Origin of the sequence: Janthinobacterium sp. PAMC25594 (assembly GCF_019443505.1) — a bacterium.
Lineage (GTDB): Bacteria > Pseudomonadota > Gammaproteobacteria > Burkholderiales > Burkholderiaceae_D > Janthinobacterium.
The window spans coordinates 6,450,814-6,464,746 of sequence record NZ_CP080377.1 but is presented as its reverse complement, the minus strand read 5'-3'; the positions used below and the strand labels follow the sequence as shown (position 1 = coordinate 6,464,746).

General features: G+C 60.8%; 18 protein-coding genes. 12 read left to right on the top strand and 6 right to left on the bottom strand.

What is annotated here, in order from left to right; translation table 11 throughout:
• Window positions 1-4: 4 nt before the first annotated feature.
• From KY494_RS29125 to KY494_RS29105, 5 genes are all read right to left on the bottom strand, one after another.
• Window positions 5-562: a PRTRC system protein E gene (locus tag KY494_RS29125; RefSeq protein WP_219889328.1), complete on the bottom strand. Its 558-nt coding sequence runs from the start codon at window positions 560-562 to the stop codon at window positions 5-7.
• Window positions 563-606: 44 nt separating this feature from the next.
• Window positions 607-795 carry a hypothetical protein gene (locus tag KY494_RS29120; RefSeq protein ID WP_219327149.1) on the bottom strand — a complete coding sequence of 63 codons (189 nt, stop codon included), beginning with the start codon at window positions 793-795 and terminating at the stop codon, window positions 607-609.
• A 112-nt stretch (window positions 796-907) separates the two neighbouring features.
• Window positions 908-1,051, bottom strand: coding sequence for a hypothetical protein (locus KY494_RS29115; RefSeq protein ID WP_219889327.1), 144 nt, complete (start codon window positions 1,049-1,051; stop codon window positions 908-910).
• Complete coding sequence (locus KY494_RS29110) at window positions 1,048-1,386, bottom strand: hypothetical protein (RefSeq protein WP_219327151.1); 339 nt, start codon at window positions 1,384-1,386, stop codon at window positions 1,048-1,050. The genes KY494_RS29115 and KY494_RS29110 overlap by 4 nt, the downstream gene beginning before the upstream one ends.
• Entirely contained in the window at window positions 1,383-1,724 is a 342-nt protein-coding gene (locus tag KY494_RS29105; protein ID WP_219889326.1) for a hypothetical protein, read from the bottom strand. Before KY494_RS29105 ends, KY494_RS29110 begins: the two co-directional genes overlap by 4 nt.
• 222 nt (window positions 1,725-1,946) lie before the next feature.
• Between KY494_RS29105 and KY494_RS29100 the strand changes: the two genes are divergently transcribed.
• Entirely contained in the window at window positions 1,947-2,390 is a 444-nt protein-coding gene (locus tag KY494_RS29100; RefSeq protein ID WP_219889325.1) for a hypothetical protein, read from the top strand.
• A gap of 34 nt (window positions 2,391-2,424) precedes the next feature.
• Here the strand turns inward: KY494_RS29100 and KY494_RS29095 are convergent, their stop codons facing one another.
• Entirely contained in the window at window positions 2,425-3,273 is an 849-nt protein-coding gene (locus KY494_RS29095; protein WP_219889324.1) for a LexA family transcriptional regulator, read from the bottom strand.
• Window positions 3,274-3,290: 17 nt separating this feature from the next.
• On the opposite strand from KY494_RS29095, the gene KY494_RS29090 reads away from it, so the two are divergent.
• The 11 genes from KY494_RS29090 (at window position 3,291) to KY494_RS29040 (ending at window position 13,908) form a co-directional block, all read left to right on the top strand.
• Window positions 3,291-3,653, top strand: a complete 363-nt coding sequence (locus tag KY494_RS29090; protein WP_219889323.1) for a YdaS family helix-turn-helix protein — start codon at window positions 3,291-3,293, stop codon at window positions 3,651-3,653.
• Window positions 3,654-3,721: 68 nt separating this feature from the next.
• On the top strand, window positions 3,722-4,333 hold the full coding sequence (locus KY494_RS29085; RefSeq protein WP_219889322.1) for a hypothetical protein: 612 nt from the start codon (window positions 3,722-3,724) through the stop codon (window positions 4,331-4,333).
• A gap of 130 nt (window positions 4,334-4,463) precedes the next feature.
• Complete coding sequence (locus KY494_RS29080; RefSeq protein ID WP_219889321.1) at window positions 4,464-5,402, top strand: YdaU family protein; 939 nt, start codon at window positions 4,464-4,466, stop codon at window positions 5,400-5,402.
• Window positions 5,341-6,069: a hypothetical protein gene (locus KY494_RS29075; RefSeq protein ID WP_219889320.1), complete on the top strand. Its 729-nt coding sequence runs from the start codon at window positions 5,341-5,343 to the stop codon at window positions 6,067-6,069. Before KY494_RS29080 ends, KY494_RS29075 begins: the two co-directional genes overlap by 62 nt.
• Window positions 6,066-6,818 (top strand): hypothetical protein, encoded by a 753-nt coding sequence (locus KY494_RS29070; protein WP_219889319.1) that lies wholly within the window; start codon window positions 6,066-6,068, stop codon window positions 6,816-6,818. Before KY494_RS29075 ends, KY494_RS29070 begins: the two co-directional genes overlap by 4 nt.
• 216 nt (window positions 6,819-7,034) lie before the next feature.
• Window positions 7,035-7,544 (top strand): DNA packaging Nu1, encoded by a 510-nt coding sequence (locus KY494_RS29065; RefSeq protein ID WP_219889318.1) that lies wholly within the window; start codon window positions 7,035-7,037, stop codon window positions 7,542-7,544.
• Window positions 7,541-9,601 (top strand): phage terminase large subunit family protein, encoded by a 2,061-nt coding sequence (locus KY494_RS29060; protein ID WP_258194548.1) that lies wholly within the window; start codon window positions 7,541-7,543, stop codon window positions 9,599-9,601. Before KY494_RS29065 ends, KY494_RS29060 begins: the two co-directional genes overlap by 4 nt.
• Window positions 9,601-9,891, top strand: a complete 291-nt coding sequence (locus tag KY494_RS29055) for a Mor transcription activator family protein (RefSeq protein ID WP_219889317.1) — start codon at window positions 9,601-9,603, stop codon at window positions 9,889-9,891. The genes KY494_RS29060 and KY494_RS29055 overlap by 1 nt, the downstream gene beginning before the upstream one ends.
• 78 nt (window positions 9,892-9,969) lie before the next feature.
• Complete coding sequence (locus KY494_RS29050) at window positions 9,970-10,200, top strand: hypothetical protein (protein ID WP_258194547.1); 231 nt, start codon at window positions 9,970-9,972, stop codon at window positions 10,198-10,200.
• Complete coding sequence (locus KY494_RS29045) at window positions 10,200-11,729, top strand: phage portal protein (RefSeq protein ID WP_258194545.1); 1,530 nt, start codon at window positions 10,200-10,202, stop codon at window positions 11,727-11,729. The genes KY494_RS29050 and KY494_RS29045 overlap by 1 nt, the downstream gene beginning before the upstream one ends.
• Before the next feature lie 109 nt (window positions 11,730-11,838).
• A complete protein-coding gene (locus KY494_RS29040) occupies window positions 11,839-13,908 on the top strand; it encodes a ClpP-like prohead protease/major capsid protein fusion protein (protein WP_219889316.1) in 2,070 nt (689 codons plus the stop codon).
• Window positions 13,909-13,933: the final 25 nt, after the last annotated feature.

The following is a 13,933-nucleotide window of genomic DNA, read 5'->3' as shown; positions in this document are numbered from 1 at the left end:
TTTCTTAGAAAAGGTCGAGGGTTACCGTGTCGACGGCGGCGGTGATGGCGGCACTGCCGGCAGGCGGCAGCGTGATTTCTTCGGGCTCTTCGGCATCGGCGCCGCCAGTTGGTGGCGTGCTGGTCGCAGCAGCACCAGCGTCGCTACCGCCCGGTGGCGTGTTCTCTTGCTGGCCGGCGTTATCAGCGCCGGCTGCGGCGTCGCCACCTGGTGCTGCGCTGTCGTTCTTTTTCGGGCGGCCCGGGCCTGCGCGCTTGGCGGGCAATTCCTTCGGCGCTGCTTTGCTGCTGGCTGGCGCATTGCCTTCAGCGCCGGCGGCGTTCGCGGCCTCGACCTGCTGCTGCAGCGACAGCTTCGGCGCCTGCCAGGATTGAATGGCCGCGGCGAAGCCGTCGTCCAGCTCGGCCGGGCTGGCCACCAGCGACAGCGGCTGCAACTTGTGGGCCTTGGTCTTGTCGCCGGCCTGGGTCGGGGTGATGCTGACGCGCAGGTCGTCGCCCTCGGCGGTGACGACGATCATCAGCGTCGCGCTTTGGGTGAGCGCGTGCAATGTTGTAAACATGGCGTGCTTTCTATGGTTGGTGCTGCGGTTGGTGCTGCTCGAAATTAATCGTTATCGTTCGCCTGCATTTTTTTCGGATCGAACCGGTCGCGGCGCTTCATGTGCCGGCGCGCCACCGCGTACAACGTGGCGCGGAGATTTGGCACCTTGAGCAGCTCGTCGAGCGGCCTGGTGGTGTGCAGCTGGCCGTAGGCGATTTCCAATGCGGCGCGGTCGGGTTCGATTTTGGTCATGTCAGAATCCGTTTCGATAGACGTGCAAGGCGCGACGCGCCGCGACGTAGATGCCGGCGCCGCGGCGGCGGTAAAAACTGAACAGGTTGAAAATGGTGCGCATTCCGGGCTTTCAGCGAGGTTTCGCGGTAATGACGCAAGGGCCGAAGCGGTCGATGGCGGCCATGATCACGGTGGCGCTGTCGGTGCCCAGCGCCGGATACGTGACGAGAGGCCAGGTGCCCCGTTGCACGGTGACGGTGAAGGCGCGCATCATGCGTCCACCTCACCCAGCAGCTGGCGCATGCGGTTCATGGTGTCGGGCGAAACGGCGCCGCTTGTTTCGTAGTCGGTGCTGGCAGCGCGCAGCGCGCCCACCAGCTCGCCGGATAACGCCATGCGCATCGCGGTGCGGCGTGTCGAGCCCAAGCCTTGCTGGGCGATCGACACCAGCGCGATTTTTTCACCGCGCTCGTTGGCCAGGCTGTAGGTGGCGCCCACCGCATTGCGCTGCGCGCGGTCGGTCAGCACCAGGGCGATGCGGCGCACGCGCGCCGCCAGGCTCGTCGTGCTGGTCGCGGCGCTGGCCACATGAGAGATGGCGGTTTTCATTTGATACCTGCTGCTTCGGCTGCTGCCAGAACCTTGTGGCGTTCGGCGACGCGCGTCATGCCGCCGCTGGCGCCCATGAAGCCGGCTTCGTACAGGTTGGTGCTGGCGACGCGCTTTTGCGGGGCGGTCATGTTGTTCGTCATTTCGCTAATGACGGCGCGGGCCGCGAGCAGTTCATGGTACAGATCGGTGGCGATCTTTTTCAGGGCGGCCTGGTCTTCTGGCTGTTGCTGTTCGACATTCGCCTCAAGCGCAGGGCGGCACACCGCACACGTGAGAAACGGGATGCTGACGTGGGTGTTGTCGGGCGCTGCTTCGGATGCTGTATGCGGTGCCATGTGGCTCTCCATCGGTTGAGATTGGTGCGTCGATGGAGATCACTTTAGCCTAAGGCTAATAATATCGCAAGATTTATTTTTAGCCTTAGGCTAATTGCCTTATGTCATAGGGATTGCATAGGTTGCTAAACAGGCGGCCTTCTATAGAATTGCGCAATAATTCGATAGATTGAACTAATTGGCATTTTGTATAATCATTGCCTTATCACGGCTAGGAATACCATGAGGAATTTAGGAATTTTGATCTTGCTAGTCGGACTAGTCCTGGGCAGCTACTCGCTTGCTATGGATGTATCCGTTGACGTGCCAGCCCGCGACTTCGGCTATGGAATTGCCACACCAGCGATGCAGGTGGCGAACGTAGACAAGATGGCTCAGCGCCAGAATTTCATGATTTTCTCTGGAATTTTGTCTGTGGTGGGCGCGATACTGCTGGGTTTTGGATCAATGCAGGCCATGTCCAGGCAGTTGCCGGCTCCCACGCCAAAAGCGCCGCGTGCACCCACGCCGCCAGAGCGTGCACCTTCGTCGCCAGAGGAAGATAAGGAACTCCGAGCCACCTCGATATCCGGACCGAAAATAGTCTCGATCTGCCCGAAGTGCAGGCATATGGGCAACGGACATGATGTCGCCTGCGGTCGATGTGGCGCGCAACTGGCGGCATGAAAAAGCCCGCGCGAGGCGGGCTTATCATGTGGAATTAGAGCCTGTCTTTAAAATTACGCGCTTCAAATCTAACGATTCGGCCGACGATTATGCAGGCGCCACCCTTGCAAAGCCGCCGGGGGTGCAGGGTGTTTTCTGATGTCATGTACCATTCATTCCGCTCGAATCGTAGACGCTTTACTACGGGCTCACCGTCAAAATTGATCGCATAGACGCCACCGCTTACTTTTTTTGTGTCAGCGATATTAACCACTGCTATATCCCCCTGGTAAAGCAGTGGCTGCATACTGTCACCGCGCACCTTTATGGCCATCAGGCAGTGCGGGACAAAATCGCCCTCCTCAATCCAGCGGGATGGCACATCAAGCGTGCCGCCATCGTCGAAGTCCTGCTGCACCTCGAAACCCATAATCCCCGCCTGCAAGTGCATCGTAACCAGCTTAATGGAGGTCATTTCGACCGTAGGTTGACCTACTCTGATGCGACTTACGCCAGCCAAAAACGGCAGGTCAGCAGGCCAATCCACTGGATCACTCTGATCAACAGGATGGCTTTGATCGACCGGCGCGCGGTGAGCGGCAGTTTCGCCGTGGTCGGCATCCATCCAGCCCTGAGGCTTGCCAAACGCAGCCTCAATGGTTCGGCACGAGCCTGAACTAATACCTCTTGGTTTTCCTGTGCCGGAATTTTTCGAGCCGTTTAGCCACTGGCTGACCTGAGAATTGCTTTTATTGAGCTTCTCAGCCATGCCGGTGACTCCATACTCTGCTACCAGCAGCGCCATGTTGGCTCGGTGTATTTCATCAATTGTCTTCATATCGCCATTAAATAGCATTAGGCTAAAAAAATACATTCGCATATGGCTTGCATGCTGTTTAGCCATAGGCTAATATGACTGGCATGAACCTACACGAATACCTCTCGCAAGAACGCGGCCGCCAAGCGTCACTGGCGAAGGCCATCGGGGCGCATGCTCCAGATATCAGCCGATGGGCCGATGGTTCGCGGACGATCCCCTTCCATTTCGGCGCGCCGATTGAACTTGCGACCTGCGGTCAGGTAACGAGAAAAGAGATGTTTCCTTGCGATTGGGAGAGGCTCTGGCCAGAGCTCGCCACTACGCTGCGGCGTGCCGCCGATCTCGTAGCGCCGCAAGGCCACCCCGGCCGCCAGCCCCCTTCCACCAACAACATCATGGACACGGTGCCAGACCATACTGTGATCGTGGTCACTGGCGCTCCGGCACCCGCTTCGGAAAGTTGATATGCGTTGCTGCTCGTGTTTGCCGTTTTGTTCATGTTTTAAGCATACCCACTCCGGAGAGAAATAGCATGCGGAACGATTCGCACAAAAAAACCCTGATCGGCATCCTGCGCGAACACGTCAGCGCATGGCGCAAAGACGTCGGCCTGTCGAGCTACAGCGCGATCAGCATGATCGTCCAGGCGCACGACGAGGTCGGCGGCCCAGCCGCCACTGGCATTCGCTTCGAGCCACATCCGGACGAATATCAGCGCACAAAAAACAACGGCGACCGCGTGCTGCGCTGGCTGGATGACGAGTCGAAGGAAAACAACCTGCTGCCGGCCAATTTCGTGCTGTCAGTGCTGGCCGGCCTGCCGCCTGCCGAGCGCATGGATTGCCTGAACGAGATGCTGCATCGCTTCGGCCTGTGCGTGCGATCCCTGGAAACTGCCGACGAAATCGGCCTCGGCCTGGCCGACGTGTGCGAGATGGCCAGCGCCGACGCCGATGCCCTGGCAGCCGTTGCCACCGCAATCGCCCAGCCGACGCATGCCAATCTGGACCTGGCCCTGCGCCGCACCGCGCGTGCCCACGAAAAGAAAGCGCGCGTGGTGCGCCTGCTCGAAGGGGCCAAGCGCGCGGTGAACCGCACCAGAGCGGTTATCGACAAGGTGTTCCACCCGGCGCGGCAGCGATAAAGCCGTTTTACATGGGCCGGCCTGATTTTGATGGCCGGCTCTTTTTCGCCCTATTTGTTGCTATTGGGAAATTGACTGTGGAAAAGAGACTGAAATTAATGGTTTTCAAGGACCAGGGCAATCGTCACTCATGAATTACTACCCGCATCACATCGGCGATTTCAATACGCGCACGCTGCATTTGTCTCGCCTGGAGCGCGGCATCTACCGCGACATGCGCGACCTATATTTCGACAAGGAAGCACCACTGCTGGCCGACACCGGCAGGCTGTTCCGCTTGCTGCGCGTCAGCACGCCCGAAGAAATCGCCGCTGCGCAAAATGTGCTGGAAGACTTTTTCGTCCTGACCGATGCCGGCTGGGTGGATGCTGATGCTGAGGCGCAGATCCAGGCGTACTACGAAGGCTTGGAGGCCAGCAGTGCTGGTGGCAAGGCAGCGAAGAAAAAGCGTGACGAGGCAGCGCGACTGGCCGCTGAACTCGCGGCAGTCGGGCAAAGCACGCTGGATTTTGTGCAACAGCAGCATGCTCAAAGTACAAGCACTGTTCCCGAACAGTGCGCGAACAGTGCGGGAACAGTGCGCGATGGTGCCAACCAAAACCAAAACCAAAACCAAAACCAAAACCAGAACCAACCCCCAGCACAGCCAACACTGAGCATAGACCGCGCGGGCGCGGCAACGGCGGTCGAGCTGAGCATTGCGTTTCGCAAGGCAGGCATGCCAACGCAGCCAGCAGATCCCCGGCTGCTGGCATTGGTCGAGCAAGGTGTCAGCGTCGATACGGCGCTCGCGGCATGCGCCGAGGCGAAAAAATCCAAACCGAACGGCGGCATCGGCATCGGTTACGTGGTGAGCATCCTGAAGCGTTGGGCAAGCGAGGCCAAGGCCATGCAAGTGGCCGGCGCCCTGCCGCCAGCACGGGCAGCACCTGGCAACACGACGGCAGTACGGGATCAGGCACGGCAGGACACCCTTGATGGATTGACAGGAAGCGGACGACAAAAACATGAACGATCAAACAACATTATCGACATCACCCCTGGAAGAGCAGGCGCTTGCCTGGCCTGAAAAGGCGATCCCGGAAAAGTGGGTCAAGGCGCTGTTCAACAAGATGGCGTTCAGCTATGGCGTGAAATTCGCAGACCAGTGGAAAGGCATCGATCCCGACGGCATCAAGCGCCACTGGGCGCAAAAGCTGTTCGTGCTGACCACGGCCGAGCTAACGCGCGGCGTCGAGCGGTTGGATACCCGCGCCTGGCCTCCGACGCTGCCGGAATTTCTGGCGCTGTGCCGCCCGCCCATCGACCCTTCGGTGGCGTTCCACGAAGCGTTGGAGCAAGGCGCGCTGCGCGACCGCGGCGAGCCGAACGTGTGGTCGTCGCCTGCCGTGTTCTGGGCCTGGCGCAAGTTGGGTGCCTTCGATTGCGCGCACAGCACCTATGCCGTGCTGCGACCGCGCTGGGAAGCAGCGTTGGCCGCCGAGCTGGAGCGTGACGTGATCGAGCCTGTCCCGGCGCAGGACCCGGTCGCCCTGCCCGCGCCCGGCAAGACGATGATGTCGAGCCGGAAGGCACAGCAACTGATCGGCGCGTTCAAGCTCAAGGCCCTGGGCGATGCCGGCCAAGGCGACGGCAGGCGCTGGGCCCGGCGCATCATGGAACGCAAGAAGGCGGGCATGGAGTTCAGCATTTTCGTCATCGAATGCGCTGAGCGCGAACTGGGGATGCGCGCATGACCATCAACGTGGCCCCAGCCATCCGCCAGTTGACGGCGTTTGCCGATGCCGGGACAAAGCAGGTGCAGTTCGCCACGCGCGTGGCATTGACGCGCACGGCCCAGCTGGCCAGCGCCAATCTCAAGCACGAAATGCGGGACATTTTCCGCAGCCCGACGCCCTATACGTTGTCGAGCCTGTTCGTGCGGCCAGCCACCAAGTCCAACCTTAGCGCCGAGGTCAAGCTGAAGGACTTCGCCGCCAAGGCGACACCGGCGGCCACCTATCTGGCGCCGCAGATCAAGGGCGGTACGCGGCCCATGAAGCGCTTCGAGCGCGCCATGCAGTCGGTGGGTGCACTGCCACCTGGCTACCGCATCGTGCCCGGCAAAGGCGCCAAGCTTGACAGCTACGGCAACATGAACCGAGGCCAGATTGTGCAAATCCTGGCCTATTTCCGCTCGTTCCCAGAGGCCGGCTACAAGGCGAACATGACGGCCCAGGGCCGCGCCAAAATGGCCATTGGCACGAAGAAGAAGCCAGGCTTCCGCTACTTCGTCGGCCGGCCAGGCGACCGCATGCCGCTGGGCGTGTACCAAAGCATGCGGGGCGGTGGCCCTGGATCGCTCAAGCCGGTGATGGTGTTCGTACGCTACGCCAGCTATCACAAGATTTTCGACTTCGAATACGTGGTCGAGAAGACCGTTGAGAAAGAGTTTGCCGGCCAGTTTGCGCGCGCCTACGTCGAGGCGCTGCGAACCGCACGCTGACACAAAGAAAGGTTGCTATTATGAAATCACATCCAATGGAAACAATCGAGCAAAAACGCATGATGCTTTATCGAAACAATGCCTCAATAGCAATGTTTCAAATTGGAAATATTTCTCAAAGGTACTCCCCAGCCTCCCCTTGCAAGGGTAATTCGAACCCCCTTTTTTCGCTAGTCACAGGGTATTTGCAAGGGGGTTGTGTTGTCTGATTTGTCTATGCCCATGACACAAGCCGCCTTCGGCGCGCTGGTCGGCGTGAGCCAGCAGGCGGTCGGCAATCTGGTCGGACGCGGCATCCTCGATTCGAGCATGTCCGGCCAGCAGATGCTGCATGCCTACTGCTCGCACCTGCGGGAAACTGCAGCCGGCCGCTCGTCTGGCGAAGGCCTGGACCTTGTTGCCGAGCGCGCCATGCTGGCCAAGGTGCAGCGCGAGCGCATCGAGATGCAGAACGGCGTCACGCGCGGCGAACTAGCGCCAGTGGTGCTCATCGAGGAGGTGTTGTCGAAGGCTGGCGCGCGCATCGGCGGCCTGTTCGACGCCATCCCGGGCGCAGTCAAGCGGCGCGTGCCGTCGCTGTCGTCGGATGAGATCGGCAATATCGAAAAAGAGATCGCCAAGGTGCGCAACATCGTGGCCAACATCTCGCTGGCCGACCTGCGCGACGACGAAGAGGAAGACGGTGCTGCCCCTGAGCACCAGGTGATCGAGGACCAGTGCGAATGAGCGATCTGGCCGAAGTCCTCAACTGGCGCTCGCCTGAACTGTCCGCCTGCCTGACGCGCGGGCTGGGCACGTTCGGTGTGCCCGAACCAATGACGCTGGACGAATGGGCTGCCAAGCACTTTTACCTGTCGAAAGAATCGTCCTACGTCGAGCAGGCCTGGGAGGCATGGCCGTTCCAACGCGCCATCATGGCGTGCATCAGCAATAACGATATCCGCGAAGTCGATTTCATGAAGTCGGCCAGGGTCGGCTACACCAAGATGCTGCTGGCAGCGATCGCCTATTTCATCGAGCACAAGCGCCGCAACCAGGCACTGTGGCAGCCGACCGACGGTGACAGCGACGAATTCGTCAAGACAGAGCTGGAAACGATGCTGCGCGACGTGAAAGTCATGCGCAAAGCGTTTCCGTCTCACATGTCCCGCAACAAGGACAACACCCTGCTGCAAAAGAAATTCCTGGGCTGCCTGCTGCATACGCGTGGCGGCAAGGCGGCGCGCAGCTACCGCCGCATCTCGGTCGACAACGCGCTGCTCGATGAGCTCGACGCCTTCGACAGCGACATCGAAAAGGAAGGCGATCCGATTACCCTGGCGGCCAAGCGGGTCGAGGGCGCCACGTTTCCGAAGCTGGTCGCCGGCTCCACCCCGGGCCTAAAAGGCTTTTCGCTGATCGAAGCGCGCTTCATCCTGGCCGACGCGCGCTTCCAATTCGCCATCCCATGCCCGGACTGTGGCGAATTCCACGCGCTGACATGGGGTGGCAAGGATGAAACGCACGGCTTCAAATGGCTGGACAACGATCCGGACAGCGTGCGCCACATGTGCCCGCATTGCGATTCGATGATCGACCAGGGCCAATACCTGGCGGCGGCACCGAACGGCCGCTGGCAAAACGAAGACGCCAGCATCACGATCGACCACGCAGGCGTGTTCCGCAACGCCAGCGGCGCCGTGATCAGTGCGCTGCGCCACATCGCCTTCCACGTCTGGACCGCATACAGCCCACTGGTGACCTGGGCCACGCTGGTGCGCGAATTTATCAATGCGCACAACAAGGCACAGGAAGGCGACATTACCTCGCTGAAAACCTTCACCAACACCACCTTGGGCCGCACCTGGGAACTGGATGTCGAAAAAACCGACTCCGAGCAGCTGAAACAGCGCGCCGAGCCCTACAAGCTGGGTTCGGTGCCGCACGGCTGCGTGCGCCTGCTGGCCGGCGCCGACACGCAGCCGAACCGGATCGAGATCGCCGTGTGGGGTTACGGCCGCGGCTGCCAGACCTGGATCATCGACTACCGCATTTTTTACGGCAACCCAGACGAAGATGCCGTGTGGGCAGACGTTGCCGAGTATTTGTTCGAGACAAAGTTCCGCCACGCCAGCGGCCAGGAACTGAAAATCCACGGTACCGCCATCGACAGCGGCGGCCACAACACGCATGCGGTCTACGCATTTTGCGCCGCCAATGCCGCACGCCGTGTATTCGCCGTCAAGGGCCGCTCAGGCAAAGAAAAACACATCAAGGACGGCGCCACCAAGGTCGACATCGACTGGCGTGGCCGTATCCGCAAGCACGGTGCCCTGCTTTGGCAGGTCGGTACCAATTTGGCAAAGGATCTGATTTACGGTCGCCTGCAGATCACCAGGCCGGGCCCAGGCTACATCCATTTTTCGAAGGAGCTGCCCGATGAATTTTTCAAACAGATGGCTGGTGAAATCCGCGCTGAACGAATTACCGCCGGTGGAACGGAATCGCGCTGGTCGGCGATCCGCAAGCGCGTCGAGGCCTGGGATTGCACTGTCTACGCCGTATGGCTGGAGACACATTTCGAACTGGCGAAGAAAACGGCGAAGTGGTGGGACCAGCTGGAGGAGGAAGTGCAGCCTTCGATGGCCGACCTGTTCGCCGCACCGTTGACGATCAGTAGCGCTGCGCCGCAGCCAGCAGCACCAGTTACGACACCGGCGCCGACCAACTCGGCGCCAGCACCACAAAAAAGACGCAGCAACAGCAATTTCGCTTCCGACGATTGGTTACAAAGGGGATTTTAATGATTCAAAAGCAAAAGGCGCACCAGCCGGACATACTTGCCTCACTGCTTACTGCAGTGCGCGCGGCGCTGGGCGGCGAACTGCTTACGGTGGACCAGGTACGCGATATCGAAGACGCCATGCGTACTACCTGGGGCGGGCAAGAGGTCTATATCAAGAAGAGCAGCGTTGACCAGGAAGCGCGCGCGCTTGCCATCCGCACCCGCTACAACCTGCGCAACCGGCGCGAACTGCAGGCTGAATTTCAGATCTCGCGCGGTCAGTTCTACAAGATCATCAAGAGCGGCTGAAAAATATAGTCTCATTTTTCCGTAGAAATGAGACAAGTACCCCCGTAAGGTCGGGCGATCAACCAAAAGGATCGCCCGATGACCATTGCAACCGACATGCTCGCCAAATACCTCGCTGCCGAGGCTGCCATCCTGGAAGGGAAGGAAGTCAAACTGGGCGACCGCACCCTGCGCATGGAAGACCTTGGCTCGGTAATTACTGGCCGCAAGGAATGGCAGCAGGCTGCAAACCGCGAAATCACCGCTGCCGGCCGCACACCCAGCATTGGCGGCCTGAGCTTCGCCCTCGCCCGCTTTGGTGGTCAATAATGGCCGCCGCCATCCCGGTGTCGATGAACGTTGTCGACCAGCTTATTTCCTTCTTCGCACCAAATGCCGGCATCAAGCGCCTGGCTGCCCGACGCGTCCTGAACCAGTACGAGGCGGCCAAGCCGTCGCGCCTTCGCAAGCACGCCAAAGATACCGGCTCACCCGATACCCAGGTCAAGCAAGGCGCGGTGACCTTGCGCACCCTGGCGCGCAACCTGGAACAAAACCACGATATCGCCCGCGGCGCGCTGCGCACCCTGGTCAATAACATCATCGGCCCGACCGGCATCGGTATCGAGCCGCAACCGCGGCGCCGTGACGGTACGATCCATGACGAGTACGCCAAGCTGCTGCGCGACGCCTATCGCGACTGGTGCCTGATCCCTGAAGTGACGCATCGGCATCACTGGGCCAAGGTGCAGCGCATGCTGGCCAAGACCTGGCTGCGCGATGGCGAGGTATTCGCCCAGCGCTTGATCGGTCCGGTTGCCGGCCTGGATCATGGTACGCGCGTGCCGTACTCGCTGGAAATGATCGAAGCTGACCTGATCCCCATGGACTACCAGGACGAGGCGCGCAATATCTATCAGGGCATCGAGCGCAATGCCTGGGGCCGGCCCCTGGCGTACTGGGCGTACAAGGAATTCCCAGGCGCGCGCACCTGGTCCAAGCGTGGCTACGAAGTCAAGCGCATCGAAGTGGCGCGCATGCACCACCTGGCGTTCGTTGATCGCATCGGCCAGATGCGCGGCGTGTCCGAATTCGCCAGTGTCATCACGCGGCTGGAAGACATCAAGGATTACGAAGAGTCCGAGCGCATCGCCGCCAAGGTGGCCGCCAGCCTGACTGCCTACGTCAAGCGCGGTTCGCCCGATTTGTATGGGCAGCCTGACGAGAATGGCGCGCGCGCGCCGGCCGCTGCGCGCGAGATTGGCATGGCGCCAGGCATGATCATCGACAGCCTGGCCGTTGGCGAGGAGATCGGCATGATCGACTCGAACCGGCCCAACCCGAATTTGATCACCTTCCGCCAGGGGCAGCTGCGCGCGGTTGCCGCCGGCGTCGGTGCCAGCTATTCCAGCCTGGCCCGAGACTACAACGGCACGTATTCGGCGCAGCGCCAGGAACTGGTGGAGCAATGGATCAACTACGCCGTGCTGACGGATGAATTCGTCGGCCAGCTGGTGCAGCCCGTGTGGCAAGACTTCGTGCAGATCGCCCACCTGTCCGGCGCCGTCCCCATGCCCAAGGATGTCGACCCGGCCAGCGCTGACGATGCGCTGTTTGTCGGCCAGTCGATGCCCTGGATCGACCCGTTGAAAGAAGCCCTGGCCTGGCATTCCCTGGTGCAGGACGGCTTTGCCAGCGAGGTCGAAGTGATGCGCAAGCGTGGCGCCAACCCGCGCGATGTGCTCGAGCAGATCGACGCTCATCGCAAGGCCGTCAAGGAAAAAGGCTTGATTTTTGGTTCGGATTTCGCCAACCAGGGCAAGGCCGTGCCGCCAAAAGACGACTCCGAACCCGCGTAATCGCCCACTAACCGCCCACTAACAACACTCCGAAAAATAGTGTCTCATTTTTCCGTAGAAATGAGACACCCAAACAAACACACTGAGCGCATTGACTAAGGAACGCATCATGCCAAGCCCCAAAGCGACGACAGCAGCAACGCCAGAAAAGTGGTACACCATCCGCGCCCAAGCGCGCCCGGCCGCCGGCGTCAACGCGCAAGCTCGCGCCGAAATCCTCATTTATGGCGATATCGGCGAGAGCTGGTATGGCGATACCGTCGCGGCCAAGGACTTTGTGCGCGAGGTGAGCTTGCTGGACGTCGATGCGCTGACCGTGCGCATCAATAGCTATGGTGGCTCCGTGACCGATGGCGTGGCCATCTACAACGCGTTGAAGCGCCACCCGGCCGCCGTCACCACCGTGATCGACGGCATTGCCGCTTCCATCGCCAGTCTGATCGCGATGGCTGGCGATACCGTCGAAATGGCCGATAACGCCATGCTGATGATCCATGCCCCCTGGATGTACACGGGCGGCAACAGCGCGTCGCTGCGCGAAGATGCCGACATGCTCGACAGCTACGCCGAAGCCATGGCCACCAGCTATATCGCCAAGACTGGCGGTGACAAAGCCGAAATCCTGGCCTTGTTGCAGGACGGCAAAGACCACTGGTACACGGCCGAGGAAGCAATCTCCGCCAAATTCGCCGATGCCGCCATCGCTGCCTTGCCGCTGGCTGCCTCGGCCAGCCTCAACCCATCCATCCAGGCGCGGTATGCATCTTTCCCGCTGCCAGCAGGTCCTGCGGCATCTGTCGCGCCACAACCCACCATCACCCCGAAGGAGAATGCCGTGCCACAACCACTTAATCCGCAAGCCGTGGAGCCGTCCGCTGCCGCTGTTGCGGCCAAGCAGATCGCCGCTGCTGCGCTGGAAGCCGATAAAACCCGTCGCACCTCCATCAGCGCAGCTTTCGCCAAATTCGCCTCGACTGAAGGTGTCAGCGCCCTGGCGACCGTCTGCGCCGATGATACCGAATGCACGGTCGAAGCGGCCAACACCAAACTGCTGGCCCATTTGGGCGCTGGCGCCAGTTCGGCGGGCGGCGGCCGCATCGTGACGCTCGAAGATGAGCGCGACAAGTTCCGGGCCGGCGTCGAGGCGTCGGTGCTGGCGCGCTCCAGCCTGGGCAAGGATGACCGCAGCAACAATTTCCGCAGCTACAGCATGCTCGACATTGCCCGCGCTTGCCTGGACCAAGCCGGCATCAATGCCAAGGGCATGGACAAAATGAAGCTGGTGGCCGCAGCCTTTACCCATACCGGCAGCGATTTCCCCATGCTGCTCGGCAACATCGCCGAAAAGGCCATGCTGAAGGGTTACGAAGAAGCCGAAGAAACCTTCCAGCTGTGGACCTCCAAAGGCACGCTGGGTGATTTCAAGGTCGGCAAGCGCGTTGACCTGAACACCTTCCCGTCGCTCGACAAGATCCAGGATGGCGCCGAATACACCTATGCCGACATCGGCGAGCGTGGCGAATCGGTGCAACTGGCCACCTACGGCAAAATGTTCTCGCTGACGCGCCAGGCCATCATCAACGACGACCTCGACGCTTTCACCAAAATCCCGAAACGCATGGGCCGCGCCGCGATCCGCACCATCGGCGACCTGGTCTATGCGATTTTGACCAGCAACCCGCGTATGTCGGATGGCATTGCCCTGTTCCATGCTGACCACAAAAATTTGCTGCCTGGCGCGGGCATTTCGACCGCCACGGTTGATGCCCTGCAAGTAGCCATGGGCCTGCAAAAGGATGGCACCGGCTCGATTCTCAATCTCGACGTAAAAACGCTAATCGTTCCGCGCGCGCTGCGCGGCACGGCCAACGTGGTGCGCGAGAGCGAGTTCGAAGTCGGCGCGGCCAACAAGAACAACACCGTGCCCAACAGTGTGCGCAGCACGTTTGACGTCGTGGCCGACGCCCGCCTGGATGCGAACTCCGCGACCGCATGGTACGGCGTGGCCAGCAAGGACCAGCATGACTGCATCGAAGTGCAGTACCTCGACGGCAACGAAGCGCCGACGCTGGAGCAGCAAAACGGCTGGCACGTCGATGGCGTCGAATTCAAGGTGCGCATGGATGCGGGCGTCAAGGCGCTCGACTTCCGCACCATGGCCAAGAACCCGGGCGCCTAAACCGCGCATACCGAGTGCGCCGCTG

Coding starts and splice junctions, on each gene's coding strand:
- KY494_RS29040 (WP_219889316.1), top strand. CDS start 11,839: ATGCCAAGCCCCAAAGCGACGACAGCAGCAACGCCAGAAAAGTGGTAC.
- KY494_RS29095 (WP_219889324.1), bottom strand. CDS start 3,273: ATGGCTAAACAGCATGCAAGCCATATGCGAATGTATTTTTTTAGCCTA.
- KY494_RS29085 (WP_219889322.1), top strand. CDS start 3,722: ATGCGGAACGATTCGCACAAAAAAACCCTGATCGGCATCCTGCGCGAA.
- KY494_RS29105 (WP_219889326.1), bottom strand. CDS start 1,724: ATGGCACCGCATACAGCATCCGAAGCAGCGCCCGACAACACCCACGTC.
- KY494_RS29125 (WP_219889328.1), bottom strand. CDS start 562: ATGTTTACAACATTGCACGCGCTCACCCAAAGCGCGACGCTGATGATC.
- KY494_RS29115 (WP_219889327.1), bottom strand. CDS start 1,051: ATGATGCGCGCCTTCACCGTCACCGTGCAACGGGGCACCTGGCCTCTC.
- KY494_RS29060 (WP_258194548.1), top strand. CDS start 7,541: ATGAGCGATCTGGCCGAAGTCCTCAACTGGCGCTCGCCTGAACTGTCC.
- KY494_RS29090 (WP_219889323.1), top strand. CDS start 3,291: ATGAACCTACACGAATACCTCTCGCAAGAACGCGGCCGCCAAGCGTCA.
- KY494_RS29055 (WP_219889317.1), top strand. CDS start 9,601: ATGATTCAAAAGCAAAAGGCGCACCAGCCGGACATACTTGCCTCACTG.
- KY494_RS29120 (WP_219327149.1), bottom strand. CDS start 795: ATGACCAAAATCGAACCCGACCGCGCCGCATTGGAAATCGCCTACGGC.
- KY494_RS29065 (WP_219889318.1), top strand. CDS start 7,035: ATGCCCATGACACAAGCCGCCTTCGGCGCGCTGGTCGGCGTGAGCCAG.
- KY494_RS29070 (WP_219889319.1), top strand. CDS start 6,066: ATGACCATCAACGTGGCCCCAGCCATCCGCCAGTTGACGGCGTTTGCC.
- KY494_RS29045 (WP_258194545.1), top strand. CDS start 10,200: ATGGCCGCCGCCATCCCGGTGTCGATGAACGTTGTCGACCAGCTTATT.
- KY494_RS29110 (WP_219327151.1), bottom strand. CDS start 1,386: ATGAAAACCGCCATCTCTCATGTGGCCAGCGCCGCGACCAGCACGACG.
- KY494_RS29050 (WP_258194547.1), top strand. CDS start 9,970: ATGACCATTGCAACCGACATGCTCGCCAAATACCTCGCTGCCGAGGCT.
- KY494_RS29100 (WP_219889325.1), top strand. CDS start 1,947: ATGAGGAATTTAGGAATTTTGATCTTGCTAGTCGGACTAGTCCTGGGC.
- KY494_RS29080 (WP_219889321.1), top strand. CDS start 4,464: ATGAATTACTACCCGCATCACATCGGCGATTTCAATACGCGCACGCTG.
- KY494_RS29075 (WP_219889320.1), top strand. CDS start 5,341: ATGAACGATCAAACAACATTATCGACATCACCCCTGGAAGAGCAGGCG.